This is a genomic window from Nodosilinea nodulosa PCC 7104 (assembly GCF_000309385.1).
Taxonomy (GTDB): Bacteria; Cyanobacteriota; Cyanobacteriia; order Phormidesmidales; family Phormidesmidaceae; genus Nodosilinea; species Nodosilinea nodulosa.
The window spans coordinates 1,210,252-1,236,779 of record NZ_JH976537.1 but is presented as its reverse complement, the minus strand read 5'-3'; the positions used below and the strand labels follow the sequence as shown (position 1 = coordinate 1,236,779).

The 26,528-nt window shown below is 60.8% G+C and carries 27 protein-coding genes; 16 read left to right on the top strand and 11 right to left on the bottom strand.

What is annotated here, in order from left to right:
- Nucleotides 1-18 precede the first annotated feature (18 nt).
- Nucleotides 19-786, bottom strand: a complete 768-nt coding sequence (locus LEPTO7104_RS0105405; RefSeq protein WP_017297533.1) for an ADP-ribosylglycohydrolase family protein — start codon at nt 784-786, stop codon at nt 19-21.
- Entirely contained in the window at nt 780-1,613 is an 834-nt protein-coding gene (locus LEPTO7104_RS0105400; protein ID WP_017297532.1) for a PP2C family serine/threonine-protein phosphatase, read from the bottom strand. The genes LEPTO7104_RS0105405 and LEPTO7104_RS0105400 overlap by 7 nt, the downstream gene beginning before the upstream one ends.
- Nucleotides 1,614-1,671: 58 nt before the next feature.
- Between LEPTO7104_RS0105400 and LEPTO7104_RS0105395 the strand changes: the two genes are divergently transcribed.
- On the top strand, nt 1,672-2,364 hold the full coding sequence (locus LEPTO7104_RS0105395) for an NUDIX hydrolase (protein WP_017297531.1): 693 nt from the start codon (nt 1,672-1,674) through the stop codon (nt 2,362-2,364).
- 161 nt (nt 2,365-2,525) lie between these two features.
- On the opposite strand, the gene LEPTO7104_RS0105390 is transcribed toward LEPTO7104_RS0105395, so the two are convergent.
- Nucleotides 2,526-3,296 carry a hypothetical protein gene (locus tag LEPTO7104_RS0105390; protein ID WP_017297530.1) on the bottom strand — a complete coding sequence of 257 codons (771 nt, stop codon included), beginning with the start codon at nt 3,294-3,296 and terminating at the stop codon, nt 2,526-2,528.
- Between the two features lie 120 nt (nt 3,297-3,416).
- Here LEPTO7104_RS0105390 and msrA point away from each other — a divergent pair, with 120 nt between their 5' ends.
- The gene (gene msrA / locus LEPTO7104_RS0105385) at nt 3,417-3,872 is read left to right on the top strand and encodes a peptide-methionine (S)-S-oxide reductase MsrA (RefSeq protein ID WP_017297529.1); all 456 of its coding nucleotides are present in this window, start codon (nt 3,417-3,419) and stop codon (nt 3,870-3,872) included.
- A 5-nt stretch (nt 3,873-3,877) separates the two neighbouring features.
- On the opposite strand, the gene gshB is transcribed toward msrA, so the two are convergent.
- From gshB to LEPTO7104_RS0105370, 3 genes are all read right to left on the bottom strand, one after another.
- Nucleotides 3,878-4,837 carry a glutathione synthase gene (gene gshB / locus LEPTO7104_RS0105380; protein ID WP_017297528.1) on the bottom strand — a complete coding sequence of 320 codons (960 nt, stop codon included), beginning with the start codon at nt 4,835-4,837 and terminating at the stop codon, nt 3,878-3,880.
- 77 nt (nt 4,838-4,914) lie between these two features.
- Nucleotides 4,915-5,304 carry a RidA family protein gene (locus LEPTO7104_RS0105375; RefSeq protein WP_017297527.1) on the bottom strand — a complete coding sequence of 130 codons (390 nt, stop codon included), beginning with the start codon at nt 5,302-5,304 and terminating at the stop codon, nt 4,915-4,917.
- 130 nt (nt 5,305-5,434) lie between these two features.
- Nucleotides 5,435-5,875, bottom strand: a complete 441-nt coding sequence (locus LEPTO7104_RS0105370) for an NUDIX domain-containing protein (protein ID WP_017297526.1) — start codon at nt 5,873-5,875, stop codon at nt 5,435-5,437.
- 107 nt (nt 5,876-5,982) lie between these two features.
- On the opposite strand from LEPTO7104_RS0105370, the gene malQ reads away from it, so the two are divergent.
- Nucleotides 5,983-7,494, top strand: a complete 1,512-nt coding sequence (gene malQ, locus LEPTO7104_RS0105365) for a 4-alpha-glucanotransferase (protein WP_017297525.1) — start codon at nt 5,983-5,985, stop codon at nt 7,492-7,494.
- 57 nt (nt 7,495-7,551) lie between these two features.
- Here the strand turns inward: malQ and LEPTO7104_RS32870 are convergent, their stop codons facing one another.
- The 3 genes from LEPTO7104_RS32870 to LEPTO7104_RS0105345 all read right to left on the bottom strand — a co-directional run bounded on the left by LEPTO7104_RS32870 (nt 7,552) and on the right by LEPTO7104_RS0105345 (nt 10,060).
- Nucleotides 7,552-7,950 carry a CBS domain-containing protein gene (locus tag LEPTO7104_RS32870; protein WP_017297524.1) on the bottom strand — a complete coding sequence of 133 codons (399 nt, stop codon included), beginning with the start codon at nt 7,948-7,950 and terminating at the stop codon, nt 7,552-7,554.
- 516 nt (nt 7,951-8,466) lie between these two features.
- Complete coding sequence (locus tag LEPTO7104_RS36750; RefSeq protein ID WP_017297522.1) at nt 8,467-9,063, bottom strand: peptidoglycan-binding domain-containing protein; 597 nt, start codon at nt 9,061-9,063, stop codon at nt 8,467-8,469.
- Between the two features lie 4 nt (nt 9,064-9,067).
- Entirely contained in the window at nt 9,068-10,060 is a 993-nt protein-coding gene (locus LEPTO7104_RS0105345) for an AEC family transporter (RefSeq protein ID WP_225886929.1), read from the bottom strand.
- A 171-nt stretch (nt 10,061-10,231) separates the two neighbouring features.
- Between LEPTO7104_RS0105345 and LEPTO7104_RS0105340 the strand changes: the two genes are divergently transcribed.
- The 3 genes from LEPTO7104_RS0105340 to LEPTO7104_RS0105330 all read left to right on the top strand — a co-directional run bounded on the left by LEPTO7104_RS0105340 (nt 10,232) and on the right by LEPTO7104_RS0105330 (nt 15,520).
- Nucleotides 10,232-11,056, top strand: coding sequence for a M15 family metallopeptidase (locus tag LEPTO7104_RS0105340; RefSeq protein WP_155523530.1), 825 nt, complete (start codon nt 10,232-10,234; stop codon nt 11,054-11,056).
- A gap of 426 nt (nt 11,057-11,482) precedes the next feature.
- Nucleotides 11,483-14,704, top strand: coding sequence for a DUF748 domain-containing protein (locus LEPTO7104_RS32860; protein ID WP_020479977.1), 3,222 nt, complete (start codon nt 11,483-11,485; stop codon nt 14,702-14,704).
- Between the two features lie 117 nt (nt 14,705-14,821).
- Nucleotides 14,822-15,520 carry a hypothetical protein gene (locus LEPTO7104_RS0105330; protein ID WP_017297519.1) on the top strand — a complete coding sequence of 233 codons (699 nt, stop codon included), beginning with the start codon at nt 14,822-14,824 and terminating at the stop codon, nt 15,518-15,520.
- A 3-nt stretch (nt 15,521-15,523) separates the two neighbouring features.
- On the opposite strand, the gene LEPTO7104_RS0105325 is transcribed toward LEPTO7104_RS0105330, so the two are convergent.
- Nucleotides 15,524-16,117, bottom strand: a complete 594-nt coding sequence (locus LEPTO7104_RS0105325; RefSeq protein WP_017297518.1) for a PAP/fibrillin family protein — start codon at nt 16,115-16,117, stop codon at nt 15,524-15,526.
- Between the two features lie 125 nt (nt 16,118-16,242).
- On the opposite strand from LEPTO7104_RS0105325, the gene LEPTO7104_RS0105320 reads away from it, so the two are divergent.
- The 6 genes from LEPTO7104_RS0105320 (at nt 16,243) to ilvC (ending at nt 21,412) form a co-directional block, all read left to right on the top strand.
- Complete coding sequence (locus tag LEPTO7104_RS0105320) at nt 16,243-16,491, top strand: DUF3134 family protein (RefSeq protein ID WP_017297517.1); 249 nt, start codon at nt 16,243-16,245, stop codon at nt 16,489-16,491.
- A gap of 189 nt (nt 16,492-16,680) precedes the next feature.
- Nucleotides 16,681-17,775 carry a phospho-N-acetylmuramoyl-pentapeptide-transferase gene (mraY, locus tag LEPTO7104_RS0105315; RefSeq protein WP_026072395.1) on the top strand — a complete coding sequence of 365 codons (1,095 nt, stop codon included), beginning with the start codon at nt 16,681-16,683 and terminating at the stop codon, nt 17,773-17,775.
- A 53-nt stretch (nt 17,776-17,828) separates the two neighbouring features.
- On the top strand, nt 17,829-18,605 hold the full coding sequence (locus LEPTO7104_RS0105310; RefSeq protein ID WP_017297515.1) for a cysteine hydrolase family protein: 777 nt from the start codon (nt 17,829-17,831) through the stop codon (nt 18,603-18,605).
- A gap of 363 nt (nt 18,606-18,968) precedes the next feature.
- Nucleotides 18,969-19,661 carry a hypothetical protein gene (locus LEPTO7104_RS0105305; protein WP_017297514.1) on the top strand — a complete coding sequence of 231 codons (693 nt, stop codon included), beginning with the start codon at nt 18,969-18,971 and terminating at the stop codon, nt 19,659-19,661.
- Nucleotides 19,662-19,822: 161 nt separating this feature from the next.
- Nucleotides 19,823-20,161: a P-II family nitrogen regulator gene (locus LEPTO7104_RS0105300; RefSeq protein WP_017297513.1), complete on the top strand. Its 339-nt coding sequence runs from the start codon at nt 19,823-19,825 to the stop codon at nt 20,159-20,161.
- A 255-nt stretch (nt 20,162-20,416) separates the two neighbouring features.
- A complete protein-coding gene (ilvC, locus tag LEPTO7104_RS0105295; protein WP_017297512.1) occupies nt 20,417-21,412 on the top strand; it encodes a ketol-acid reductoisomerase in 996 nt (331 codons plus the stop codon).
- A gap of 108 nt (nt 21,413-21,520) precedes the next feature.
- Here the strand turns inward: ilvC and LEPTO7104_RS0105290 are convergent, their stop codons facing one another.
- Nucleotides 21,521-21,808, bottom strand: a complete 288-nt coding sequence (locus tag LEPTO7104_RS0105290; protein ID WP_017297511.1) for a DUF427 domain-containing protein — start codon at nt 21,806-21,808, stop codon at nt 21,521-21,523.
- A gap of 200 nt (nt 21,809-22,008) precedes the next feature.
- Between LEPTO7104_RS0105290 and LEPTO7104_RS0105285 the strand changes: the two genes are divergently transcribed.
- The 4 genes from LEPTO7104_RS0105285 (at nt 22,009) to LEPTO7104_RS0105270 (ending at nt 26,292) form a co-directional block, all read left to right on the top strand.
- Nucleotides 22,009-23,502, top strand: coding sequence for an aminotransferase class I/II-fold pyridoxal phosphate-dependent enzyme (locus LEPTO7104_RS0105285; RefSeq protein WP_017297510.1), 1,494 nt, complete (start codon nt 22,009-22,011; stop codon nt 23,500-23,502).
- Nucleotides 23,503-23,637: 135 nt separating this feature from the next.
- Complete coding sequence (locus tag LEPTO7104_RS0105280; protein ID WP_017297509.1) at nt 23,638-24,405, top strand: putative antibiotic biosynthesis monooxygenase; 768 nt, start codon at nt 23,638-23,640, stop codon at nt 24,403-24,405.
- Nucleotides 24,406-24,605: 200 nt separating this feature from the next.
- Nucleotides 24,606-25,964, top strand: coding sequence for an MFS transporter (locus tag LEPTO7104_RS0105275; protein ID WP_017297508.1), 1,359 nt, complete (start codon nt 24,606-24,608; stop codon nt 25,962-25,964).
- Nucleotides 25,965-26,049: 85 nt separating this feature from the next.
- The gene (locus LEPTO7104_RS0105270) at nt 26,050-26,292 is read left to right on the top strand and encodes a hypothetical protein (protein WP_017297507.1); all 243 of its coding nucleotides are present in this window, start codon (nt 26,050-26,052) and stop codon (nt 26,290-26,292) included.
- The last annotated feature ends 236 nt before the right edge of the window (nt 26,293-26,528 follow it).

Genomic DNA, 26,528 nt, shown 5'->3' with positions numbered 1-26,528 from the left:
TCTGGTGCTGAATAATTTTTAGGCATAGTGGTTGGTAAAAGCTTCCACCACAGCTATTAACTGGGGGTCGAGGCGAAGCATGGTAGCCTGGGCGATCGCCTCGGGAACCTCGCCATAAAACGCTTCGGCAATGCTGCCCGCAATACAGGCGATCGTGTCGCTGTCGCCGCCCAGGGACACCGCATTGCGAATCGCGTCCTCAAAATCGACGGCTTCTAAAAAAGCGGTAATCGCCTGGGGCACAGAACCCTGGCAGGAGACATCAAAGCGATACTCAGGACGAATATCATCTAGGGTTTGGCTTAAGTTGTAGGCAAACGTTGATTCGATATAGTCCTTAATTTCAGATTTGTTTTGCCCGATTCGGGCCAGGAAAATGGCGGCGGCGGTAGCCTGGGCTCCTTTAATGCCTTCGGGATGGTTGTGCGTCACCGCCGCCGTGCGTTTGGCTTCCTGAAGCACCTGGTCTAAATCGTCAAACGCATAGCCCACCGGGCTAACCCGCATGGCCGAACCGTTGCCCCAGCTGTTATAGGGGTCCCTAGTGCCAGAGCCAGCCCAGGTATTAAATGTGCCGCCGTAGCCTGCCTTTGGAAAGCGCTGATGATAGTGTTTTAGTCTTTCGGTATAGTCACCCCGATGCAGAATGGCATCGGCGATCGCGACCGTTAGCACGGTGTCATCGGTAAACCGAGAAGCGGCGGAAAACAGCAGAAATTCTTTGGTCTTGATGTTGTTTCGTTCGTAGACCGAGCCGATCACATCGCCTGCAATTGCGCCTAGCATGAGGCCTCCTTTCTGCGAATTACAATCAGGGTGGTGTCGTCGGGCAGCAGCCCCGCCTGCCGCAGCCACTGCTGCGTGGATGAATCAAATTTTGTGACGTCGCGGTTGATTAGCGTCAAGCGCCGCCGCGCCTGGTCGGGGTTGCGAAAATAGCGATCGTCCTGCCAAAACTGGGCGATGTCCCCCACGTATTCCGATCGCCCCGGCAGAGGTTTCTCCGCCGCCGCCATTAGATCGCCCAGGCCATCGGTGCCCAGCAGTAAAGACTGCACTTGATCGGTTGGCAAAGCCTGTAAAACTTTTATCTGTAGAGCGGCTGAGGTAGTTTCTTCGGTGCTTTCTTCTAATAGGCCATAGGCCAAATAGGGCGGCGCATTGTTGGCAAATGGCCCCAGCTGCATCACCCGATCGTTAATGGCAACAACGCCATCGCCGAGGGTAAAAACAACGGTCGTAGTCGGGGTAATGACGGCCCCCGCGATTGTAAACAGCAGGTAGTCCTGGATGGTTTGGGCGCGATCGCCCCCCAGGGCCGCCGCCACCTGCCCCAGCTGGCCCAGCAGGGTGGCTCGCAGCGATGGCCAAAACGCCTCGTGGTCTACGGGCAACCCCTGGGCTAAACCCCTTTGCAGGGCTTCGATCAGCAGGCGGGTCCCCAGTTTGGCCCCGACTTCGCTGTGGGGGCCGCTGCCGCACCCGTCGCAGACAACGGCCACGACACCCCCATCCGTCACCTGCCAGCCCAGGGCATCCTGATTGTTTTTACCGACCCGCAGATGCTCTCGGCCAGTCACCGAGCCACCTACCAGTTCAAATTGGTTCGCCATTGTAGGATAGTGTGTTTATAACACCAAGCTTAGTGTCAAAAATACACTATGTCAAGTCATGCCCTACGCCTACGAATATCCCCGCGCAAATCTGGCCGTCGATTGCGTAGTCTTTGGACTGGACGCGCCCCACAGCCTCAAGATGCTGCTGATTCGGCGCGATTTGCCCCCCTTTGAAGATCGGTGGGCCTTACCCGGTGGCTTTGTCCACATCAACGAATCGGTGGATGCGGCGGCCCGCCGAGAGCTGCGGGAAGAAACCGGGCTGGATGAGGTGTTTCTAGAGCAGCTGTACACCTTTGGGGCGGTCGATCGCGATCCCCGCGATCGGGTCGTCACCGTGGCCTACTATGCCCTGGTCAACCTGCAAGAGCACGCCATCGCCGCCGCCACCGATGCCCGCGAAGCCAAGTGGTTTGCCCTCGATCAGCTGCCAACCCTGGCCTTTGACCACGACCAGATTGTGGCAGCGGCGATCGCTCGCCTCAAAGGCAAGGTCCGCTACCAGCCGATCGGCTTTGAGCTACTGCCCACCAAGTTCACCCTTTCTCAGCTGCAAACCCTTTACGAAACTGTCCTGGGACTGTCTCTCGACAAGCGCAACTTCCGCAAAAAAATTCTCAAAATGGATCTGCTGATCGAACTGAATGAGACCGAAACCGGCGTCGCCCATCGCGCGGCCAAACTGTACCAGTTCGATGAGTCAAAATACCATCAGCTGGCCCAAAAAGGCTTTAATTTTGAGCTTTGAACCTGATCTAACGCCATAGTCACGTTGGTTAGGACATCCAGGAACCCTATAAACGTTCAAACGTTTGAGCGTTCATAGGAGACATGTCTTAACCAGACTGGCCATAGCTATAACGCCAAATTCAAGTCGCGATCGGGTCAGGCCTCACGACCTCCCGCCGACTACCAGCCCAGCACTACGCCCCAGAAGCCATCCTCAAACACCCCCTCGCTGACATTCACATGCACCTGCTTGGCCCAGGTAAACACATCAAAACTCACCTGGCCGCTGTCGTGGTGGCCAAAGGTGCCCTTTTGAATCTCAATGTTGCCCACCAGGGCGACCCAGTGATTGGGCGTGGTGATGTTTGGGGGTGTTTTGCTGAGTAGAGAATTTGCCGTAATCAGCCCAAAGGCGACACCGCCCTGGTCGATCACCGCCTGGGCCTTACGCAGGGCGGTCAAATCGCGCAGCACGTAGGTGTGCAGGTAGTCGGCGTGGCCATAGCCCAAAATTTCGCGCACCCAGCCCAGCATTTCCCACGATTTGGTCATGCCCGCCAGGTTGCGGATGATCACGGGCGCATTCGGCTCCACTGGAAAAATTAGGTTCTCGGACTCGCGCAGGGTGGCCAGCACCATCCAGTCGGCTGGCCCCATGGCGGAGATATCTTTGCTGGCCTGGCGCAGCGCCTCGGAGGTTTGAATGAATCGCGTTGTGGCATGAAACCCGCCCGTTTCGTACAGGCTGCGGCACAGGGCCACATAGCGCAGTGGAAACTTGCGAATCAGCTCGAACAGCACCGAGGCTGGCCCGCAAAAGGGTTGCTGCCCCTGGTTCACAGAGTAGGGGTTGTGGAGGTGCGATCGCATCTCTCGCACAATTTCAGTTTTCTCCAGGCCCGGCCAAACTCCCGGATGAGTCGATTGGGCAAAGGCCGTTAGCGCGGCCATTGCTTCGCTAGAACTCGAGGATTTAGTAGAGGATGCCATCATCACAGCACTGCCACTCCGTCAGGACTATAGCGTTTCCCTACAATTCAAGATGAGCGTTTTCCTGAAGTTCCTAAAACCATGACCCATGTGACAGAACTCGCGACCTTTGGGGCCGGGTGCTTTTGGGGAGTAGAAGCCGCCTTTCGCCAGATCGATGGGGTAGTCGATACCTCCGTGGGCTACATGGGGGGCCATTTTGAGAACCCCTGCTACCTGGATGTGCTGTCGCGCATTACCGGCCACGCCGAGGTCTGCCAGGTGGATTTCGACCCTGGCCAAATTCCCTACGACGCCCTGCTCGACACCTTTTGGCGCATCCACGACCCCACCAGCCTCAACCGCCAGGGGGCCGATCGCGGTGAGCAGTACCGCTCGGTGATTTTCTACCACACCCCAGAGCAAGCCGTGGCCGCCCGCCGCTCCAAAAATGCGCTGCAAGCTTCGGGCCACTACCCCAAGCCCATTGTCACCTGCATTGAACCCGCCAGTGCCTACTGGCTTGCCTCAGCAGAACACCAGCAATACTTTGGGTAATACAATTACCCCTGCTCGGCCCAGGCGATCACCTGGTCGCCCAGGCGCACGCCGTCGAGGCGATCGATTTCGCGAATGCCGGTGGGGCTGGTGACGTTGACCTCGGTGAGGTAGCCGCCGATGATGTCGATGCCGACAAAATACAGGCCGTCGCGGCGCAGGGTGGGGGCGAGCTGGCGACAGATGTCGAGCTCGCGATCGGTAATGTCGGCCTTGGCCACCCGGCCGCCCACCGCCATGTTGCCGCGAAACTCGCTGCCGGTGGGAATGCGGTTGACTGCGCCAATGGGGTCGCCGTTGAGCAAAATAATCCGCTTATCGCCGTCCTTGGCGGCGGGCAGGTAGGTCTGCACCATCACCGGCTCCTGGCCCTGGCGGGTGCTGATTTCGACCATGGAGTTGAGGTTGCGATCGCCCGCCTGCAAAAACAAAATACCTTCCCCAGCCTTGCCGCCCAGGGGCTTGAGCACCGCAGCCCCCCAGCGCTCGACGGTCTCGCGAATCACCGCCTTGCTCTGGCTGACGATGGTTTCGGGAATCGCCTCGGTAAACTGTAGGGCGTACATTTTTTCGTTCGCCGCCCGCAGACCGCTGGGGGAGTTGATCACCCGCGTTTTGCTCGGGTCTACATAGTCGAGAATGTAGGTGGCGTAGAGGTAGGGCACCGTTACCGGCGGGTCGGTGCGCATAAACACCGCATCCATGTCTTCCAGGGGGCGCTGTACGGCTTCCCCCACCCCATACCAGAGGTCGGCAGCGACCCAGCGGCCATCCACCAGCTCCACCGGAGTAAATTGCACCGGCTGCATCAGCGCCAGGGCTTTGGCCCCGACCACGCTGAGGGCGCTAGCGGACGTAATCCAGACTTCGTGCCCCCGCTGCTGGGCCGCTTCCATCATGGCCACGCTGGTGTCGTGGCCGGGGTCAAGGCGCTCAATGGGGTCGATAATGAATGCAAACTTCACGGCGGCTCTGCTCTTTACTCCAGGTAGAGTTTTAGCATGGCAGAAATCGGTGAAACATGAGGACTTGCTGAGGGCAGCTACAGAACCGCGATGCACTCAATTTCTACGGCCACATCCTTGGGCAGGCGCGACACCTCGACGCAGGCCCGTGCCGGAGCATTGTCGCCGCCAAAATACTTGGCGTAGACCTCGTTGACGGTGCCAAAGTCGTTCATGTCTTTGAGAAACACCGAGGTTTTGACCACGTTGTCGAAGCTGGCCCCAGCGGCGGTCAGAATGGCCTTCAGATTGGCGATCACCTGCTCCGTTTGGGCTACTACATCCCCCTCCCCCACCAGTGCACCGGTGGCCGGGTCGAGCGCAACTTGACCGGAGACAAAGAGCATTTGCCCGGTCGCGGCTACTGCCTGGTTGTAGGGGCCGACGGGGGCGGGAGCGGTGGGGGTGTTGATGATGGTGCGCTGCATAGGGGAGTTGGGGAGTTGGGGGAGATAGGGGAGTTGGGGAGTTGGGGTGGATGGGTGATGGGGTGGTGGGGTGATTGGACTGTACTTAAGTCATCCACGCATCCACGCATCCACGCATCCACACACCCACTCATCCACTCCCGAACCGAGGCCGCTGGCCATAGAAGCGGTACTGCCAATAATCGCGCAAAATGCGATCGTGATCAAAGCAAAGATTGTTTGGTATCTCCCAGGGGTTGACTATGACGGCGGATTTGGCGTCGTCGCCAGCGACGGGGTCGGTGGTGGCAGTCGCCAAAAACACAATGCTAATGGTGTGTTTGCGGGGGTCGCGGGCCGGGTCGGAGTAGACCGCGAACTGTTCAACCAGTTCAATCGTAAGGGCGGTTTCTTCCAGGGCTTCTCGGCGGGCGGCGGTTTCGACGCTTTCGCCGTAGTCGACAAAGCCGCCGGGCAGCGCCCAGCCCAGGGGCTCGTGGTGGCGCTCGATCAGCACGATGGGGCGGTGGGGATGGTGCAGCAGTTCGATAATAATGTCAACGGTGGGGGCTGGGTTGCGGTAGGCGGTCATGGGGAATGGCTTTACGGAAAATTCGTTCAACCTAAAATAACTCTCTGGGTAGCCGATCCGCCCCCGTGGGCCGTGCTAGAGTCAGCAGGAATTTAATAGAGCTAACTATGCCCTTTCCCAGAGCCAGCGGCATTTTGCTGCATCCTACGTCGCTACCTAGTCGGTTTGGCATTGGCGATTTAGGTCCAGAAGCCTACCATTTTGTAGATTTTTTGGCAGACACCCGTCAACAGCTCTGGCAGGTGCTTCCTCTGGGGCCAACGGGCCACGGCAATTCGCCCTACCTGTCCTACTCATCCATGGCGGGCAACCCGCTGCTGATTAGTCTGGAGATGCTGTGCGATCGCTCCCTGCTCTACCCCGACGAGCTGCATGATCTTGAGCAGTTTTCACCTCATCAGGTGAATTTTGACGAGGTGATTCCGATTAAAATGCGGCTGCTAGAACGGGCGGCTAGTCGGTTTCACGAAATCGTGTCCGATGAAGACAAACATGCCCTGGCCCAGTTCAGCGAAGAATGTCATTTTTGGGTGGATGATTTTGCCTTCTTTATGGCGTTGAAAAATGCCCACGGGGGCGCAGGCTGGACGGAGTGGCCCAGTTCTCTCGCCCGCCGCGAGCCGGAGGCTATGGCCGAATGGCGAGAAAAGCTGGCCAGCGATATTTTTTGCCACAAGTTTTTGCAGTTTGAGTTTCACCGTCAGTGGCAGGCGCTGCGGGAATACGCCCGCGATCGCCAGATTCAAATCATCGGCGATATTCCCATCTACGTCGCCCACGACAGCGTCGACGTGTGGGCCTTTCCCCACAACTTTATGCTCGATGGCGAAACCCTGGCCCCAGCGCTGATGGCCGGAGTGCCGCCCGACTACTTCAGCGAAACTGGGCAGCTTTGGGGCAACCCCACCTACAACTGGGAAGAGCTGAAAAGTCGCGGCTTTAACTGGTGGATTCAGCGCATCGACGCGCTGCTGGACTATGTAGATATCATCCGGGTTGACCACTTTCGGGGGCTAGAGGCCTACTGGGGGGTGCCAGCCGGAGAGACCACCGCTATGAACGGTACATGGATTGAGGCCCCGGGGGCCGAACTGTTTGAAACCGTGCGCCAAAAGCTCGGCACCCTGCCCATCATGGCCGAAGATCTGGGGGTGATCACCCCAGAGGTCGAGGCGCTGCGGGATGAGTTTGAGTTTCCGGGCATGAAAATTTTGCACTTTGCCTTTGGCGGCGGCAGCGACAACCCCTACCTGCCCTTCAACTATGTGGCCAACAGCGTGGTCTACACCGGCACCCACGACAACGACACCACCGTCGGCTGGTTTGAAAAAATATCCGATTACGAACGCAATCGCCTGGTGCAGTTCGTCGGCTGCCTCAGCCCCGAAGGCATTCACTGGACCATGATTCGGATAGCGCTGATGTCGGTGGCCAACCAGGCGATCGTGCCCCTGCAAGACGTACTGGGCTACGGCAGCGACTGCCGCATGAACACCCCCGGCCTGTCTGAAGGCAACTGGGGATGGCGCTACCAGGCTGACGTACTGACGACCGAGGTGCGCGATCGCCTGCGCTGGCTTACAGAGCTGGCTAACCGGGCACCGAACCGGAGTGAGTGAGTGGGTAAGGAGATGAGAAAATAATGTGGCATTTTCTCTCACCTCCTTGCTCTTAATCTAATGGCTCAGCGACAGCGCTGGCATGCCCCGCATGAGGATATCGGTGACAGAAATGACCCCCAGCAGCTCCCCATCCTGAACCACAGGGGCGCGCTGTACCCCAGTGTCTGAGAGCATCTGAGAAGCTTCCTGAACCGTGAGGCCGGGGTCGAGGGAAATGCAGGGCTGCCGCATAATATCCTGTACCAAAACCTTGGCAGGGTCATGTCCACGGGCCACCACGGTATAGACAATGTCGCGCTCGGTCACCATGCCAAAGGGCATGTCCTGGTCGCGGTGCTCAACCAGCAGTGCTCGAATCTGCCGATGCTGCATCAGGTATATGGCCTCGGCCACGGTAGCGCCACTGGCAATAGTGGTGACGTTTGGGGTCATGATGTCGGCAACGGTCAGCATAGGGTTCTCCAGGAAACAGGGATGTATGGGCAAAGAAACAGAAACCGCAGCGCCCCGTCTGATAACGGCATGCGGCAGGCTGATGCAGGGGCAGGCTAAGGGCAAAGTTATTAGTAGTGACCAAAAACTGCTGATGGAGCCGTAGCTTTCATATCCACGGGGCAGGGCAATGCCCTATGGCCAGGGGTATTACGGCATCTCTAGCCTCAGCTAACGCAGTGACAAGCAGTGGGCAAACCAGCCCCAAACCGGACAACCAACCAGCGCCCTAAGGCGCTTGCACGTCAGGGCTGGCCTTATCAGCCGGGGTCAGACTGGGCTACGCATGGTTACAGCGGGTAAGGCCTCCGACGCAGCTTGAACCTGTATTAATCTTATTTATGGTGCCCTCTGGGAGGGGGAGCGATCGCTATTTTTGTACCTTTTCTTTAGATTTAGCTCGCTGCTCAGCAAAAAGCGTTACGGGCGACTGGCGGGGCAGCCCTGTCATCGTCCCCCGGGCAGAGAAAACATGGCCTACCGGGGCAGGCGGGGTTTGGGGGGCGATCGCCGCCGGGGTCGCTGCCGCTGAAATATCTGCTGATGCTGCAGGCGGCGGTGGAGATAGGTCAAGAGCCCGCCGACAATGGGTACCAGGGGCATGAGGGCCAGCCAGAGCGCCGAGGGCGGCGGCGCTGGGGTCGCCACCACCAGGGGCGTAAAGACCAGGGTGTTGGCCTGGAGCATCGGCACGGGCAGCTTCAGGATGCCTTGGCGAAGGGCGGCTTCCAGGGCGAGCCAGGTTTGGCGGCCCACAACTCCATCGCTGGCGATGCCCTGCCGCTGCTGGAGCGATCGCACGGCTGCAACCGTATCGGCCCCATAGATACCGTCTACGGTCTGGGCATAAAATCCCAGGCTGGCTAACTCAAGCTGAAGCTGGCTGACCTGGGGTCCGCTGTCTCCGGCCCGCAGCAGGGGCTGCGGTGAGACTCCAGAAAGGGGGGGTGACTCGGATGAGACCTGGGCCTGTCCAGGGGGAGCGGCCCCCAGCAGCCCGCCGCCCAGAACGGCGAGCCCAACCCAGAGCAAAAGGCCGCACCAGCGAGCGGGCGTTGTCCATCGAGTGATCATGGTCTTACTCCCCAGAAAACGCCCACAGCCAGAGGGGCAGGGTCAACAGCAGGCTGGCCGAACTCAGCCCAACGCAGGTCACCGACAGATCGCGATCGAGGTCGTAGGCCTCGGCCAGCACCAGATTTGAAAAGGCGCAGGGCATTCCCGCCTGGAGGATCATGACCAGTCGCGGCGGGCCATCTACCCCCAGCAGGGTTAAGCCCAGGCCCACGGCCAGGGGCAATACCAGCATTTTAATCACCACGGCTACGGTGGCCCGGTGCAGATGCCGCCACGAGCTCAGCTGCTGAATGCGCAGCCCCATCAGCACCAGCGACAGCACCACAATAGCCCAGGCAAATTGGTACAGACCCAGGTCAAGCCAGGCGGGCAGAGCGATCGCCTTGAGCCCCAAACCCAGACCAAAGGCCAGGATAATCGGATTTTGCCCCACGGCCCGTAGCCTGGTTGACCATTGCCGCTGCCGGGGCTGGGCAGTTTTGGGACCGGGGCCGCCCAGCTCTGCGGCCAAAATTGCCCCCAGCCCGTAGGAGCCGAGCAGCGTGCCCAGGGCGTCGTAAAACAGGGCCCAGCCAAACACGCCTACGCCCAGCTGGGGCAGCAGCAGCACCACCGGGTAGCCAATGTAGCCTGTGTTGCCCAGCATCGCGGCCAGGGAAAAGCTGCCCTGGGTTGGTCGCGGCCAAGGGGCGCGATCGGCGCGAATCCACAGGCGGCTGCACAGGAGACCCAGCAAAATAGCGACCCAGGCCACCACCGGAGCCAGGTACAGGTTGCCGGACAGATCGGCCCGGCGCATGAAGCCCACAATGCTGAGGGGAATGCCCAGCCAAAACAAAAATCGACCCAGCCGCAGGGGCACCTGCTGGTACAGTCCCTGGGGTTCCCCAGGGTGCGGGGCAAAGCGGTGGAGTAATGCACCGAGGACAATGCCAGCGCAGACCCCAGCCCCAATTGGCCCGTACAGGCGCATCAATACCTCAAGCGGTGGCAAAATACTGGCCCTCGATGATCGGCGCTGGGAGGATGCTGTCAGCCTCCGCACTGAGATTGTGACAGGCGCGGCTAAGATTTGGGGTAAGCCTGGCCCGATGCGCCGCGATCCAAGTTGCGATCGCGGCGCATCGAGCCATAATGGGTAGAGCTTTGCCGGAAGCGAATGACCATGTCTCCCTTCGATGATATTCCCCAAGCGGCCCGCGACCTGCCCCTGCCCCCCTCAGAACAAGACCAGCCCGCCTGGCTGCGGCGGACCCGATGGCTGCGGCGGACCCTGGGGCTGGCGATGCTGGCCCTGGCGGCGGGCGGGCTGGTGGCCTGGTATCAGACCAGCGGGTTTTCTGCCGCTGAGGTCAATCAGCCGTTCAAGGCCATGATCAATCGCTCTGCAGGGGCTACCGACGGGGCTATCGCCTCCCCCGGCAGCGGCGACTCCGCGCCCGAGGCCAGTCGCAATGTCGCCTCCCAACTGGCTCCCTCCAGCACTACCCTGTTCCACCACCACGCCTTCGACGAGGCCCCGGCCGATGAGCTGGTTCCCCTGTCTATGAACGCCAGCATTCGCATGCGCCCCGCCGCCGCTGCCCAGTATGAGGCCATGACCAAGGCCGCCGCCCGCGATGGGGTGAGGCTGGTGCCGCTGTCGGGCTTTCGCTCCCAGGCCGAGCAGGAGAAAATTTTCTTTAGCCTCAAGGCCGAGCGCGGCCAGGATGCCCAAACCCGCGCCGAGGTGAGCGCCCCGCCGGGCTACAGCGAGCACCACACCGGCTATGCAATCGATCTGGGGGACGGTAACCAGCCCGGCACCAATGTGGTGCCAGAGTTTGCCAACACCCCCACCTACGAGTGGCTCAAGACCAACGCTGTGCACTACAACTTTGAGCTCTCGTTTCCGCTCGACAACGAACAGGGGGTGTCCTTTGAACCCTGGCACTGGCGCTTTGTCGGCGATCGCAGCAGCCTGGAAACCTTTTACCGGGATCAGCCGTGAAGCAGTAGTTCAGCCGCCGCTGGCGCAAAAGCGCCAGGGTTTTTATAGCCATGGCCGTTGCGCTCAGGACATCAACGCTAGTCGTGGCTGAAAACTGGGGCAGCTATAGATGTAGCCAGTCTGGTTAAGACAGGTCTCCTGTGAACGTTCAAACGTTTGAACGTCCATAGGAGTTTTGGATGTCCTAACCAACGTGGCTATGGCTATATAATGCCGGATTTTCCAGCAAAACTCTGGCTAGCTTACCCGCCCTCCGCATTCCCCGCTGGCGGGCGATCGGCGTTCTTGCTGGCAAGAATTCAAATAACTTTACGGCTTTATTGAGGTAGTGCTGATACCGTTGTCGGCTGTTCTGTCAGCGCCGTCCCTATGTCCCTTGCCCACCCGAATGCCTGGCGTCGTCGGCCAGTGCCTAGGCCCAAAACAATGGCAGCTTCGGTGCTGCTGGGGCTGGCGGGCGCCTTAGCGGTGACGGTGCTGGGGGGCACGCTGGCCGAGCGGAGTGTTCACAAACAAGTAGAACAGACGCTCTCAAGCGCCCTGGATCGTCCGGTGCGGCTGGGGAGATTGCGCGGCGTTTCGCCCCGAGGGGTGTGGCTGGGCCAAACCGTGATTCCGCCCACCGAGGCCGGGGTGTTTGCAGGACAGGCTGAAGCCGTGGTGGTGGGCATCGATTGGTCGGCGCTGTGGCAGCAGCGGGCTTTGAGGGCCACGGTGACCCTGGTGCAGCCCAGGGTTGTGGCGGCGCTGCCGGAGGACCTGGGCGATCTGCTGGAGGACGCTAGCCTGCCCGATTCTTCCGGTTCTTCGTTAGCCGCCCTTGCCTGGCTGCGCGTTGAGGGGGGAAGGCTCACGGTGCGGGGGACCACCGCCGACCCGGCGATCGCCCAGCCGCTCACCCTGGCGGGAATTCAGGCCACAGTGCACCGCGCTGGGGGGCGATCGCCGGTGGCCTTTACCGTAACGGGGCAGATCAATCAGGGCCAGATTCAGGCCAGCGGCACGCTGGGCGGAGTGCCGCGATCGCTGGCCCTGACCGCCCAAACCCGTGGCCTGCCACTGTCTAGCCTCAATCTGCTGCTGCCGTCGGTGGTCACCCTCCGGGCCGGCACCCTCGACAGCACCCTGACGGTGGCCAGTGCCGTCGGTTCTGGGGTCTGGCAGGTGAGCGGAACGGCTGCGGTGCAGGGCGGCCAGGGAGCATTGGGGCAGGCCCAGCTGGCCCTCGATCGCCTGCGCAGCAGGCTGGGGTTTGAGGGCCAGCGGATTACCCTGACCGACACGCACCTGCAGATCGGCCCCCTGAGCTTCGATGCGGCGGGCACCGTGGATCGGCAGGCAGGCTACAATCTGGCCGCCCAGGTGGCACCGATGACGGCGGCGGATCTGCGGGGTCTGGTGGGCGATCGCCTCCCCATTCACAGCGCTCAACCCTGGCAAGGTCAGGGACAGATCACCGGATCACTGCAAGACCCCACCGTGGCGCTGCAGCCCAGTTTGGCGCTGGCGCCGCCGGGACAGTTCGTGCTGGATCTGGGCAGTCTGGCCCTCGCCCTGGGGCTGCATGCCCAGGCCCTGCCGCCCCGCGCCTGGCTCGGCCCCATTGAGGGGGCCACCTATCAATTTGGGCGCGATGGGGCCTGGTTTACCCTCAGCGATGGCACGGTGGTACCGCCCCTGTCTGAGTCCGCCTATCGGCGGGCCAGTGGCATTCTCGGCAGCGACCTGCGCCCGGCCCTCGATCGCAAGTTTTTTTGGTTTTTGCAGACCAGCCCCTACGTCACCGCCATTGCCGCCGACCTGGCCAGGGGACAGCTCCAGGCCTATCGCCAGGGCAGTCGCTTCGATACCGATCGCTTCTTTTTGGAGTATTTTGTGCCGGTCTACGCCGAGTCGAGTCGGGCGGCGGGGCTTGACCCCGGCGAAGCCCTGTGGATGCTCGACCATTCGCTGCGCACCCTGCACGATCCGCTGCTGCGTCACCCCGATGCTCGCCCCATTACCTCCGGGGCGGGCAGGGTTGGCTCCTTCTGGGCGGGCGAGCAGCTGCTGTCGATGCAGCAGCTGCTCGCCCGCCCCCTCCTAGCCCAGAGCGGCCCAACCGGGCAGCTGACCCGCCTGGCTCTGATCAAACAGCTCGACGCCTCCACCTCGCTGCCGAGTCGGCGGCTGTCGAGCACCCCCGAGCTGATGGCTAAAATTCCCAACGTGACCGTCGGGGCCGAGGAGGGCGCGATCGCTCTGTCCCTGGGCATGATGCGGTTCGAGGGCGAGGGCATCTACCCTGAACAGCTGCGATCGCTCGCCGCCGCCATCGAGCAAAACGAGCTGGACAAGCACGCCCTGAGAACGACCATCACCGCCAAAATGGAGCGTCTGGCCACCGAGCACAGGACCGATCTGGGATTTGCCCTGCTCCGGTTTACCGATCGCGACTGGGCCAGCGTGGGCCTGGGCCAGCACCTGTTCCCCGGCGGGGCGGCCCAGCTGACGGGCAGCAACACGCTTTCGGTGATGGTCTCCCGCCAGGAGAAGGCGGGCTACAGCCTGGAGGCGGCCTACCAAAACAGCCGCCTGCTGCTGCTGGAGATGCTGGCCGGTGCGGCCCAGGACCCCAAGGGCGATCGCCTGTTGTATGCAGTGCTCAAGGACTATGCCTTTAGCCCCCGCTTCTGGCAAATTCTGGCCCACAACGAGCCGTTTTTGGCGGCTCGGTTTAGCGCCATTGCCGCCGACACCCGCGCCTACCAAACGCTAGCCCAGCAGGGAGCTGCCCTGCACGAGGCCTTCTATGCCACCCTGATTACCACCGATCAGGATATCGGCGTCAGCGCCGCCCTCAAGCAGGCGGTGGGGTTTGAGGCCCACCTGGCCCGCCTGCTCGACCAGGCCTTTGCCCCCGCCGACCCCGCCGACCCGCGCTATCGCGCCTTCCGCCGCAGCCTGGCGATCTACCTCAGAGAGGCCCCGGATATCTCCGTCTACGGCGGTAGCGAGGCCGCCCTGCGGGCCTACGGCCAGGAAACCCTCAATGTCCAAGAGCTGATCGCCGTCGATGTGGCTGATGCCCCCCGGATTCGAGCCATGGTGCGCCTTTACCACGAGGCCCTGGCCAATGGCCTGATCACCGACTGGGATGAGGCCGGGTTTCAGCGCATTTTGCTCACCGGGGCGCTGCTGGCCGCCGGGGTGGAACGCTCCGCCCTGCCCGCCGATCTCCAGGGGGTGGGCTTCCCCAGCGCTGAGTTTCGCCGCGACCTGCTGTTTGTGGTGGGGGTGGAGGGCAGCCTGGTGGAGGCGACTCGGCTGGGCATTCAGGCCCACGACTACCGGGTCAGCTTTCAGCCCGTGGATTTGCCCGACTACCGATCGCCGCCGCTGAATGGCGCCGATCCGGCCAGCTGCCCCAGCCAGCCCTACATCGCCGCGATCGCCCTAGGGGCAGCCTCCTCCTTTGTTTGGGATGCCGAGGCCCAGCGGGTGGTGCTGCGCCGGGGCAGTACCCGCTGCCCCCTGCCAGAGGACTGGACGGCGCTGTTCTTTCCGGCCCTGCTGGAGAGCGTGCCCCTGGAGCAATCCCAGGCGGGCTGCGATCGCCTGCAAGCTAGCCTGCAAGTCGCCAAACGGCTAGAGGCCGGTATCTTCTAGGCCCCTGGCCCTGCCCCTGTATCCTTGCTACCCCCTTCCTCGCTACCATAGAGCAACGCCGCCTGCACCAGAGTCTTTTGGGGCAGGCCTGGGCGATCGCTACCCGCCGGAGATTCTATGCGCGACACCACCCTCAACGCCATTGCCATCGTCATTTTTGGGGTCACCATGGCCAGCCTGCTGGGGCCGCTGATCGACCTGTCGCCAGCGGTGGTGGCGGTGTTTGTGGCGGTGGGGCTGGGGGTGTTTAGCGTCGATCAGCTGGGCCTGAGCGGCCGCATCGGCAACATATTGATGGATGCGGTGGCCTGGGCTTCCCCCGATCACCGCCAGCGGGTGCTGCACCATGAGGCAGGGCATTTTTTGGCGGCGGTGCTGCTCGATATTCCCATCGAAGCCTACACCCTCAACACCTGGGAAGCCTGGAAGCAGGGCATTCCCGGCCAGGGGGGCGTGGTTTTTGGCCCCGGCGACCCGGCGGCCCTGGCGCGCCTGACTCCCCAGAGCATCGACCGCTACTGCCAGGTGTGGATGGCGGGCATTGCCGCCGAGCAAATGATCTACGGCGATGCCCAGGGCGGTGGCGACGACACCGCTACCCTGACCCTGTTTTGGAATGCCCTGGGGCGATCGCCCGGCGAAGCTCCGCTCAAACAGCGCTGGGCCGCTCTCCAGGTCAAAACCCTGCTGGAAAAGCACCGCGAAGCCTTTGACCAGCTGGTGATGGCCATGGGCGATCGCACCCCCGTGGCCGACTGCTGCGCCCTGATCGAACAGCACCGCGCCGCCCTAGAGTCAACGAACTTCCGCCATTGAGCACTAGACCTTTTGCAGCACAAACAGACTGCCCTGGTTGCCGCGCCCGATGCGCAGATCGTCGTCCAGGTAGGTGACCTCCAGCCAGCCCGACTGGCGATCGGGGTTAATGGCAAAGTCAATGCCCCGCAGCAGCGAAAACCTCGGGGTAGTCTGCATGACCTGAACAAACTGGCCTACCGATTCATACCCCAGGGCCTGCCGTAGGCCAATCACGCCCCGCGCAAAGCGCACATTCACCCGTCGGGTAGACACCGCCTCCAGGGTAGCGGCCACCGCCACCAGGCCCGACAGCAGCGGCGGCCCGTTCACCTCGGCAATATTGTAGATTCGGTTTTCGGCCAGGCGAATGCACTGGTAAATGGGGCCTAAAGAGGCCAGGGGCAGGCGATCGATATTCAGCAGCTCGCGGCTGGTGGTGTAGAGCAAGCGCCAGTCGCCATCGAGACGGTCGCTAGCCTGGAGCGGGTCGGGGGTAGGGTTGCGCTCCTCCAGGGTGGCGGCGGCGGCCTGAATGGCGCTGCGATCGCTGGCATCACTGTTGATTCCTCGGTTGGCTCCCGCCACGGCATTGAGTAGCTCAGCTTTGCCCAACATGGCCCAGTCCCCACGGCGACATCAGAGGCATAATACGGCAAAACTTCAGGGGGCAGCAGAATAGTGTCTCTGCTACGATGGAATGTCCGCGTAATGCTTCTGTGTCTTGCTATAGGGCCGCCACCATGTCTGAAAAGTACTACAACCCGTCTTTGCGCCAGGTGCCCCGCAGCGCCAAGGCTCCCATTCTGCCCTCCTCCGGCAACTCCTCCATCCTGCACTGGCTAGAGGATATTGGCCGCCTGCGCAGCCGCGACGTCGTCGAGACTATCCCCGACGAGGCCGAAAACGAAGAAATCTCAGATCTGATGGGCAACGACGACAGCTTCGATGACGACGACGACACCGATCTCGCCCTCGATGACGACGACTAAGACGGCAGTTAACCGCAGCTCCCAAATCGACGTCAGGTAAGGTCGCCGTTAAGTGTTGTTAAACTTCGCCCCTTAATGAGATCATTCATTTAGACTTCCTGACTATTTCCTGCCGCCGGCCGTAGTCAATTGGAAGATCATCCAGTAGACTCCTGGGGTGTGTGGTGTGATGCAATTGAGGAATTGTTCGTGGATGCGAAGTTTTTAGCATCAAAGCGGCTGTCTTTGAACGGCCAGACGTTATTTTGGCTGCTGGGCCTGGGGCTGAGCGCCGCCGCCATTGGGCTAGACGGCCTTCTGGGCAATGCGGTCAGCCTGGGGGCGTCAATCACAGTGCCGTTTTTGATGGCAGCCCTGGGCAGCAGCCTGCTGGGGTTCTCGGCGGTGCCCCTGCTGCGATCGCTCAAAACCGGCCAGTTTATTCGTGAAGAAGGCCCCCAGGGCCACCTTAAAAAGGCCGGCACCCCGACCATGGGTGGGGCCTTTTTTGTGCCCGTGGCGGTCGCGGTTGCTCTGGTGGCAACGGGCTTTGGCCGCGACACCGTGGCCGTATCGCTGCTGACGCTGGCCTACGGGGCTATCGGCTGGGTCGACGACTGGCAGGTCATTCAGCGCCGCTCCAACAAGGGTATTTCTCCCCGCGCCAAGCTGGGCCTGCAAGTGGCCGTGGCCGTGCTGTTTTGCCTGTGGGTGCTCGCCAGTCAGCCCGCAGGTCTGACCACTGTGGCTCTGCCCCTGGGCCTCGGTCTGCCCCTGGGGTTGCTGTTCTGGCCGCTGGCCGGGTTTGTGCTGGTGGCCGAAAGCAACGCCACCAACCTCACCGACGGACTGGACGGGCTGATGGGGGGCACGGGCGCGATCGCATTTATGGGCCTGGCCGCCATTGTGGCCCCCACCCACCCTGATTTAATGGTCTTTTGCGCCGCCATGGCCGGGGCCTGTCTGGGCTTTTTGCTGCACAACCACAACCCCGCCCGCGTCTTCATGGGCGACACTGGTTCGCTGGCCCTGGGGGCGGCTCTGGGGGCCGTGGGCATTCTCAGCGGCAATCTGTTTGCACTGCTGGTGCTCACCCTGCTGTTCTTTGCCGAAACCCTGTCGGTGATCATTCAGGTCGGTTATTTCAAGGCCACCAAAGGCCCCGATGGAGTGGGCAAGCGCTTCTTTAAAATGGCCCCTCTGCACCACCACTTTGAGCTGTCGGGCTGGTCTGAAATTCAGGTTGTGGCCGTAGCCTATGCCGTCACGGCGGGGCTGGCAATGCTCGCCCTTCAGGTCAGGTAGCCCGCCCCCGCATCCCCCGATTGCCCTAGGAAGGTTGTCCCAAGCAGGCCGCCATGGAAGTTTCAAACCTGCGCCCCCTGGGCAGTCCTCCCAACGCCTGGTGGGTGAACGACCAGTCTGCCGATATCAGTCGCCAAGAACTTCAGCCACGACTGGCTGTACTGGCCACCCAGACCAAGCGGGTACGGTTTGACCTCAGCAAAACCGCCTGCCTGGTAATCGATATGCAGAACGACTTTTGCCACCCCGACGGCTGGCTGGCCAGCATTGGGGTAGATGTTGCCCCGGCCCGACAGGCGATTCAGCCGCTGCGAGAGCTGCTGCCCCAGCTGCGGTTGGCCCAGGTGCCAGTGGTGTGGGTGAACTGGGGCAACCGTCCCGATCTGCTCAACATTAGTGCGGGGCTGCGGCACGTCTACAATCCCAGCGGTGCTGGCGTAGGCCTGGGCGATCCGCTGCCCGCCAACGGTGCTCCGGTTTTAACCAAGGGCAGCTGGGCGGCGGCGGTGGTCGACGAATTGGAAACCCAGCCCCAGGATATCTGGGTCGACAAGTACCGCATGAGCGGCTTTTGGGATACCCCCCTCGACAGTATTTTGCGCAACCTGGGCAAAACCACCCTGCTGTTTGCCGGGGTAAACGTTGACCAGTGCGTAATGGCCACCCTGCAAGACGCCAATTTTCTGGGCTACGACTGCATTTTGCTGAGCGACTGTAGCGCTACCACCTCGCCCGGCTACTGTACCCAGGCCACCGTTTATAACGTCAATCAGTGCTTTGGCTTTGTGTCCGATGGGCCAGCGGTGATCGCCGCTTTGAGGAAAGACTAGCCCAAACCCCTGCCCACAGTCCCTTGGGCTGGACACCTCAGAAATAGTGGCGTAGTTTTAAGTAATACACGTAAACTATAGGCTAGGTAGCTCGGCGATCGCTTTGCTTGGCTGGGCGCTTGAAATTTCTGATATGGCTATAGTCCTTTGGATTAGGAAATTCAGAGAGGTTTGAACGTTTTGAGGAAAAATGTCTCAACCAGGCTGGCTACAGCGGTAAAACCTGGCTGTAAAGTCTGGAGGGCAAACTTTTTTTGGCTTTTTTTGGCTAAAGCTGGTGCACTTGCTCCAATTTGAACTACCCTTGGGCAGACCAATTTTCAGCCTTGTTTTCATTCTTCAACGCCCCTTCTACCGTCCATCATGAACGCACCTTTTTCTCCCGAATCGGCTTACCCAGGGGCGGTTGCCCCCGAGGCACCCCAGGGCAATCGACAGGCTCCCTCTGTGCCCATTTCGGTCTACCGCGAGCTGGCCACAGAACTGCGGGCTACCCAGGGTATGGTTGACTCGTTAACCCAGCAAAACCAGCAGCTCAACCAGCAAAACCAGGTGCTGCGCCAGGAAATGATTCGCTTTGCTGACTCGGCGGCCCGGCTTAAGCAGGCGATTGAGGCCAGCCAGCCCCAGCCGTTAGAGGCAGCCAGTACCGGGCGATCGCCCCTAGAAGCCCACCTGGGCAACGAAGCCTATGGCGCGGCTCCCGCCTACCCCATGCCCATGGCCCCCGTGCCCATGGGCGAGGAGGCTGCGGCATCGCTGCCAGAACGCCTTACGGAGTCTGTTGGAGAAGGAGTTTCGACCCTGGCCAGCCAGCTCACCCAAATGGTGAAGCCCAAGAAAAAAATGGCCAAGAAGCCTCCCCAGCGGCCCCAGGCAGCCCCCCAGCGCCTCTATACCGAGGAGCGCCTCGACCCCAATCGCCCTGGGCAACTCAGCAGACCGCCCTCAGATCTAAGCGGGCTGTGGCTGGCCGCAACCATCCTGCTGATAGTCGTCAGCGCCTTTGGGGCTGGGTTTTTAATTATGAAGCCGCTGCTAAGCAACTCTCGCTAGGCCACAATGACCAGCGGCCAAGGCTTTGACCCTAGCCACTACCTTAGAACGCTCCTCGTCCCTCTGCATTTTTGTAGCAACGGATGCAGTATTCTAGGGGGCAAGCCCGATACACATAGACCGAAGCTAAACGAAAATTGCTGAAGCACCCAGTTTGATCTATGAAAAAAATAGAAGCTATCATTCGCCCCTTTAAGCTCGACGAGGTCAAGATTGCCCTGGTCAACGCTGGCATCGTCGGTATGACCGTTTCAGAGGTGCGCGGCTTCGGTCGCCAGAAGGGACAGACCGAGCGCTATCGCGGCTCCGAGTACACCGTTGAATTTTTGCAAAAGCTCAAGATTGAGATCGTGGTAGAAGAAGCCCAGGTCGATATCGTCGTCGATAAAATCATCTCCGCCGCCCGCACTGGCGAAATTGGTGACGGCAAAATATTTGTCAGCCCCGTGGACGAGATCGTCCGTATTCGCACCGGGGAGAAAAACACCGAGGCGGTTTAGCCCCGCCAGGCTGAAACTTTACCCTGAGGCGCAGCGTTCGGCTGCGCCTTTTTCGTTTGAATTATCGCTGCGGAGCGCGGGTTATTTGCCGCCTGTCTTGCCGTTGCTTGGTCGGGCCTGCGCGGTGTCCTCCCACGATTCCCCCTTGGCCCAGGAAGACGCAGGCGGTATTTTGGTGTGCCACCCTTAGTTTGGTAAGATCAAGAGCTTGCAACCAAAACGCGATCGCCCGCCAATTTCAAGGAGAAGAACCCCATGGCCCGCATGTATTACGACAGTGACGCCAACTTAGATTTGCTCAACGGCAAAACCGTGGCTATTATCGGCTACGGCTCCCAGGGCCATGCCCACGCCCTCAACCTCAAAGACAGCGGCGTCAACGTGATTGTGGGCCTGTACGAAGGCAGCCGCTCCACCGCCAAGGCTGAGGCCGAGGGTCTCACCGTCAAGCCCGTGGCCGATGCCGTCAAGCTGGCCGACTGGGTGATGATTTTGCTGCCCGATGAAGTGCAGCGCACCATCTACAAAGAGGCCATTGAACCCAACCTGGAAGCGGGCAACGTGCTGCTGTTTGCCCACGGTTTCAATATCAACTTTGGCCAGATCGTGCCCCCCGCCGAGGTGGATGTGGTGATGGTGGCCCCCAAAGGCCCCGGCCACCTGGTGCGCCGCACCTACCAGGAGGGCCAGGGGGTGCCCTGCCTGTTTGCAGTCTATCAAGATGCCACGGGGCAGGCGCGCGATCGCGCCATGGCCTACGCCAAGGGCATCGGCGGCACCCGCGCCGGCATTCTCGAAACCACCTTTAGAGAAGAGACCGAAACCGACCTGTTTGGGGAGCAGGTAGTGCTCTGCGGCGGCCTCAGCGAGCTGATCAAGTCGGGCTTCGAAACCCTGGTAAATGCTGGCTACCAGCCCGAACTGGCCTACTTTGAGTGCCTCCACGAAGTGAAGCTGATTGTGGACCTGGTGGTCGAGGGCGGCCTGGCCAAAATGCGCGACAGCATCTCCAACACCGCTGAGTACGGCGACTACACCCGCGGCCCCCGCATCATCACCGATGAAACCCGGGCCGAAATGCGCAAGGTGCTCAAAGAAATTCAGACCGGCCAGTTTGCCCGCGAGTTTGTGCTCGAAAGCCAGTCGGGCAACGCCGGGTTCACCGCCATGCGCCGCCGCGAAGCCGAGCACCCGATCGAAGAGGTGGGTAAGGATCTGCGGGCGATGTTTAGCTGGTTGAAGAAAGCCTAGGGGAATGGGGGCGTGGATGCGTGGGGGCGTGGATGCGTGGGTAGACCAACCCACCTACACACCTACCCAGCTATCCAGCTACCCATCCACGCACCTACGCTCTACGCCCTACGCCTCCACCTTCACCTTGTTGCTATAAAACGCCACATAGCCCTTGATATTGTTCGCGGCAGGCTTGGGCTCGGGGTAGTACCAGGCGGCTCCGGCATTGGTTTCGCCGTCAACGACGATGTCGTAGTAGCTGGCGGTGCCTTTCCAGGGGCAGCCGGTGGTTTTGCTGATGGGCTTAAAGTAGTCCATATTCAGCGAGTCGGGGGGGAAGTACTGGTTGCCTTCCACCACTTCGCAGGCGTCGCTCTCAGCCAGCACAACGCCGTTCCAGGTAGCTTTAGTCATGGGATGTTCTCCGGTTTTTCTTCTCAGACTATAGCGAAAGCGAAACCCTTGTTGGTTAAGGTGGCCGAGACTCCCGTCGATTGATCTGCGGGGATGCAGTGAGTCTTGCGCAGCAAAGCACCTAATATTTTCTGGCTTGTCAGGGGGAGGTTTCCTCAGCATTGAACTGCGTCCCCGGCCCGATCGCTGCCACCAGAACCATGCTCGACCAATCTCAAACCCCAATCGTTTCGGCTTTGCAGGCCAGTAGTCACAGGTCCCATGCCGCCTTCTACGCCCCAGGCCACAAGCGGGGAAAGGGGGCATCGAGTCGGCTAAAGGAACTGCTGGGGGAGGCGGCTTTGGCGGTGGATTTGCCGGAGCTGCCGGAGCTGGATAATCTGTTTGCGCCGGAGGGCGTGATCCTTGCAGCGCAGGACCTTGCCGCCGCTGCTTTTGGGGCCGATGGCACCTGCTTTCTCGCCAATGGCTCGACCTGCGGTATTGAAGCGGCGATTCTCGCTACCGCTGGTCCCGGCGACAAAATTATTGTGCCGCGCAACGCCCATCGATCGGTGATTGCGGGGCTGGTGCTGTCGGGGGCGATGCCGATTTTTGTGGCTCCAGACTATAGCCCAGAGCTGGGGCTGGTGCTGGGGGTGAAGGCTGAGGCGATCGCAGCCGCCCTGGCCCGACATCCCGATACCCGGGCGGTGCTGCTGGTGTCGCCCACCTACCACGGCATTTGTTCAGATATTGCGGCGATCGCAGCCCTCACCCAGGCCCACAACATTCCCCTGCTCATCGACGAGGCTCACGGGTCGCACTTCGCCTTTCATCCCCAGCTGCCAACTCCGGCCCTGGCGCTGGGAGCCGATCTGGTGGTGCAGTCAACCCACAAGGTGCTGGGGGCGCTGAGTCAGGCGGCAATGCTGCACACCCAGGGCCAGCGCATCGACCCATCTCGGCTGCAAGCTGCCCTCCAGCTCACCCAATCCACCAGCCCCAGCGCCCTGCTGCTGGCCTCGCTGGATGCCGCCCGCCATCAGATGGCCACCGAGGGCAAAGCGTTGCTAGCTGACACGCTGGAGCTGGTCGATCAGCTGCGGACCGGGCTGGCGGCCATTCCCGGCGTGCAGGTCATCGATAGACCCTCGGTGACGACCTGCTCCAGCGTCAGCGATCTGGATTTGACCCGAGTGACGGTGGATGTCTCGGGTCTGGGGCTAACCGGGCTGGCGGCCGACGAGATTCTCCATGGAGAACTGGGAGTTACCGCCGAACTGCCAGAGCTGCGCCATTTGACCTTCATCGTCAGCCTGGGCAATGGGCTGGAGGATGTGCAGCGCTGCATAACCGGCTTTAAGGTGCTGGCCGAGCGAGGTGCCAAAAGCCGAACTGCCCCACAGAATTTCAGCGATTTGTCGCTGCCCTTTTCGTCCCAGGCGACGGAACACCCGGTACCAGCGGTGTCTCCCCGCCAGGCGTTCTTTGCGGCTACCGAAACCGTTTCGGCCAGCGCCGCCCTGGGTCGCCTCAGCGCCGATACGATCTCTGCCTATCCTCCCGGCATCCCGGCGATTGTGGTGGGGGAGCCGATTACCGCAGGGGCGATCGCCTACTTGGCCAATGTCAAACGGCAGGGGGGCTACGTCACTGGCGGCAGCACCTCTGGCCCAGAAAAATTTCGGGTTTTAGTTCAAAAGCGCGAATAGTCTGCCTTTAGATAGGCTTATTCCCCTTCGACTGAGCCTATGCTTAAAGACTCAGCATTTGCTGAACCCCTTCTACACCCGGCTGTATACTGAATGCAGCTTTGGGGATGTGCTCTTAAAGGACGCTTGGGCATCATGGCTCTACAGGAATCGGTCACTACAGCATTTACGCATCTGAGGGCTAAGCTCAGCCAGCGGCTGGCGGCAGCAGGCGGTTTGGGAGCACTGCTGGGCAGGCAGGAAGATGCCGATCTGCCCTTCCCCAGCGTCGTCATTGAGTACATCGTGCCCAACGGCAAAAGCTGGGCCTTTCGCAGCTGGCACCGCCGCATGGTGAAGTTGGCCCAGCGGGCTGAGGGGTTTCTGCGGGCCGATCGCTATCGCCCCCTGGCCGTGCAGGAGGGCTGCCTCAAGTGGTACACAGTGCTGCACTTTGAGCAGCCCCACCAGCTGGAGCAGTGGATCAATTCTAGCGATCGCGACGCTCTGCTCAAGGCCGGGCGCGACATTTTTAAGTCCTACAAGTTTAAATCCTTTGAAACAGGGATGGAGGGCTGGTTTAGCAATGAATCTGGGGAAGAACTCACCGGGCTAGGCCCCCCGGCCTGGAAGGAGATTTTGGCGGTGGTGCTGGGGCTATACCCGATCATCATGGTGCAGGGCTTCATTCTGGAGCGCCTGGGCCTGTTTGAAGACTGGGACCCCGCCAGCGCCATGCTGGCCAACAACCTGATTACCACCTGTATCTTTACCCTGATTGTGATGCCGCGCATTGTGCGGTGGCTCAACTTCTGGCTGCGGCCCGCCCACCGCCGCTCCCCGGTGCAAACTGAGGTGGTCGGTACCATTGTCACCGTGCTGGCCATGGCCGCCATGGTCTACTTCTTCAACGAAATTGCTTAGGCGAAAGGCGCTCTAGCGAGAAGCCTGACTCTGTTATGCAGTCTGCGACACAGACCTATGCAACAGTCCCCCCTTGAATTAAACCTGTGAAATGCAGCTGTGGCCAGCCCGGTCAAGACATGCCTCCTAGGAGCGTTCGATCGGTTTAACCTGCATGGGGTTTCTAGCTGTCTTAACCAACGTGACTGCGGCTACAACCCTTGCCAGAGCGCGCCTCTGACAACTCTGGTCAATCCAGTCAATCCAGTCAATCCAGCGCCGATCGCCCCATGAAGTTCTCCGCCGCCCTGCAGCTGTCCAATCGCCAGGTCACCATTCAGGCGGTGGGGCGACTGTTGAGCCAGGTGAGCTACGGGTTAATTAACTTCTACATCCCGATTTTGTTCGTCAATCAGATGGGGTTTTCGGCCACTTCGGTGGGGTTTGCCATCAGTCTGTGCGCCGTTACGGAGGTGGCGGGGCATTTTGTCGGTGGCAGCCTGGCCGACTCGCCCCGGTTTGGCCGCCGTGCTGTGCTCAGTTTGGCCGCCGTGCTGGGGGTCGCCGTGTCGGTCATTCTGGTGCTGGCAAATAGCCTGTGGATGCTTATCCTCGCGAGTTTTGTGTTGGGCGTTAGCCTGGGCTTTTACTGGACGGCCTCGGGGGCGGCGGTGATGGATGCGACTGAGCCCGAAGACCGCAGCCGCGCCTTTGCGGTGATGGGGGTGGCCGAGTACGTGGGTCTGGGCATCGGCATTTTGGGGGGCAGCGTTTTGCTGCGGGCAGTTGCGGCTAACCCAGAGCTGATTTTTGTCGGCTGCGGGCTGATGTTTCTGGTGTTTTTGGTGCTGGTGCAGGGGGGCATGACCCGAGACTACCCGCTGCGATCGGAGACTGAGAGCGCGAGCGGCGGCATTCTCAGCGCCCTGAAAGATAAGGCCCTGCTGGTATTTATGGCGGCGAATAGCTTCTTTACCACCTACGTCGCCCTGGTGACGAGCACCATTCCGCTGTACTTCACCAACGTTATGGCGGGGAGCGACCCGATTCCGGGGGTGTCGGTGGGCAGCACGGCCAGCCTGTTTACCTGGTGCTACATCGGCGTCGGGGCGGTGCTGCAGATCCCCACCACCAGCCTGCTGACACCCCTGCGGCGGATCTGGGTGCTGACGGGGGCGATCGCGCTGTGGGGCATTGGCTTTGCCCTCCTGTGGGCGGCGGGTAGCTTTGCTCAGGCTCAGTTTATCTGGGCGATCGTGGCGCTGTGTCTGCTATCGCTGGCGTCGGTGGCCTACAAACCCTTCTTTGTGGCGACGGTGTCTGACCTGGCTCCGCCCTCGCTGCGGGGCACCTACGTGGCGGTGAGTTCCCAATGCTGGACCATTGGCTACTTCATTGGCCCCCTGCTGGGGGGCTGGGCGATGGATCAATCTGCCCTGGTGGCGCGGCGGTTTTGGCTGGGGGTTGGTTTCAGCGCGGTGGCCTGTATTGCGCTGCTGTGGGTGTTTGAGAGCATTCGTGCCAAGACGCCTGCCGTTGCGGAAATGCCCGATGTTAAACTTTCTGCCGACACACCGTGACGGCTGTAACATCGACGCGCTGAGGCGATGGGGTACGATAGCCGGAGTTTTTGACCTGCTCTAATTTTTCTGGTGGCTTGGCGCTATGGATTCTATGTTTGGCTCTGTCGATTCTCAGCTGGTGCTGCTGATTGCTGCGATCGCGGTGGTGGTGCTGGCCTCCAGGCTGCTGTTTAGAATTTTAGCTGTGGGCTATGGCCCGCTGATTGGCCTGGTGGTGATTGTGGTGGCGCTGCAATATCTGTTTGGCATCAGCCCCAAGCAGCTCTGGTTTGAGGTCGCCCACCTGCCCCAAATGGCAATGAAGTTCTTTAATAGCTTTGGGTAGGCAATAGTCTGGGATCGGTTCACTCCCTATCGATTAGGGCCTACCTTCCGCACTTCCAGCTGGACAGATTATTTACCACAATGGCGTGAACCTGATCCTTAGAAACAGTCCGATATTAAACTTTGCGTCAATCAGCCAAATCACCTAAATCCCCGGCATGGCTTGTCAGGCGAGCACTTGAGCCGAAGATAGGCCGGTATTAATTGTGTTTCCAATGTACTGAGGCCATTCCCTGA

Excerpts from the sequence above, each read along its gene's own strand:
- LEPTO7104_RS0105405 (WP_017297533.1), bottom strand. The coding sequence starts at position 786 with ATGCTAGGCGCAATTGCAGGCGATGTGATCGGCTCGGTCTACGAACGA.
- LEPTO7104_RS0105400 (WP_017297532.1), bottom strand. The coding sequence starts at position 1,613 with ATGGCGAACCAATTTGAACTGGTAGGTGGCTCGGTGACTGGCCGAGAG.
- LEPTO7104_RS0105395 (WP_017297531.1), top strand. The coding sequence starts at position 1,672 with ATGCCCTACGCCTACGAATATCCCCGCGCAAATCTGGCCGTCGATTGC.
- LEPTO7104_RS0105390 (WP_017297530.1), bottom strand. The coding sequence starts at position 3,296 with ATGGCCGCGCTAACGGCCTTTGCCCAATCGACTCATCCGGGAGTTTGG.
- msrA (WP_017297529.1), top strand. The coding sequence starts at position 3,417 with ATGACCCATGTGACAGAACTCGCGACCTTTGGGGCCGGGTGCTTTTGG.
- LEPTO7104_RS0105375 (WP_017297527.1), bottom strand. The coding sequence starts at position 5,304 with ATGCAGCGCACCATCATCAACACCCCCACCGCTCCCGCCCCCGTCGGC.
- LEPTO7104_RS0105370 (WP_017297526.1), bottom strand. The coding sequence starts at position 5,875 with ATGACCGCCTACCGCAACCCAGCCCCCACCGTTGACATTATTATCGAA.
- malQ (WP_017297525.1), top strand. The coding sequence starts at position 5,983 with ATGCCCTTTCCCAGAGCCAGCGGCATTTTGCTGCATCCTACGTCGCTA.
- LEPTO7104_RS32870 (WP_017297524.1), bottom strand. The coding sequence starts at position 7,950 with ATGCTGACCGTTGCCGACATCATGACCCCAAACGTCACCACTATTGCC.
- LEPTO7104_RS36750 (WP_017297522.1), bottom strand. The coding sequence starts at position 9,063 with ATGATCACTCGATGGACAACGCCCGCTCGCTGGTGCGGCCTTTTGCTC.
- LEPTO7104_RS0105340 (WP_155523530.1), top strand. The coding sequence starts at position 10,232 with ATGTCTCCCTTCGATGATATTCCCCAAGCGGCCCGCGACCTGCCCCTG.
- LEPTO7104_RS32860 (WP_020479977.1), top strand. The coding sequence starts at position 11,483 with ATGGCAGCTTCGGTGCTGCTGGGGCTGGCGGGCGCCTTAGCGGTGACG.
- LEPTO7104_RS0105330 (WP_017297519.1), top strand. The coding sequence starts at position 14,822 with ATGCGCGACACCACCCTCAACGCCATTGCCATCGTCATTTTTGGGGTC.
- LEPTO7104_RS0105325 (WP_017297518.1), bottom strand. The coding sequence starts at position 16,117 with ATGTTGGGCAAAGCTGAGCTACTCAATGCCGTGGCGGGAGCCAACCGA.
- LEPTO7104_RS0105320 (WP_017297517.1), top strand. The coding sequence starts at position 16,243 with ATGTCTGAAAAGTACTACAACCCGTCTTTGCGCCAGGTGCCCCGCAGC.
- LEPTO7104_RS0105310 (WP_017297515.1), top strand. The coding sequence starts at position 17,829 with ATGGAAGTTTCAAACCTGCGCCCCCTGGGCAGTCCTCCCAACGCCTGG.
- LEPTO7104_RS0105305 (WP_017297514.1), top strand. The coding sequence starts at position 18,969 with ATGAACGCACCTTTTTCTCCCGAATCGGCTTACCCAGGGGCGGTTGCC.
- LEPTO7104_RS0105300 (WP_017297513.1), top strand. The coding sequence starts at position 19,823 with ATGAAAAAAATAGAAGCTATCATTCGCCCCTTTAAGCTCGACGAGGTC.
- ilvC (WP_017297512.1), top strand. The coding sequence starts at position 20,417 with ATGGCCCGCATGTATTACGACAGTGACGCCAACTTAGATTTGCTCAAC.
- LEPTO7104_RS0105290 (WP_017297511.1), bottom strand. The coding sequence starts at position 21,808 with ATGACTAAAGCTACCTGGAACGGCGTTGTGCTGGCTGAGAGCGACGCC.
- LEPTO7104_RS0105285 (WP_017297510.1), top strand. The coding sequence starts at position 22,009 with ATGCTCGACCAATCTCAAACCCCAATCGTTTCGGCTTTGCAGGCCAGT.
- LEPTO7104_RS0105280 (WP_017297509.1), top strand. The coding sequence starts at position 23,638 with ATGGCTCTACAGGAATCGGTCACTACAGCATTTACGCATCTGAGGGCT.
- LEPTO7104_RS0105270 (WP_017297507.1), top strand. The coding sequence starts at position 26,050 with ATGGATTCTATGTTTGGCTCTGTCGATTCTCAGCTGGTGCTGCTGATT.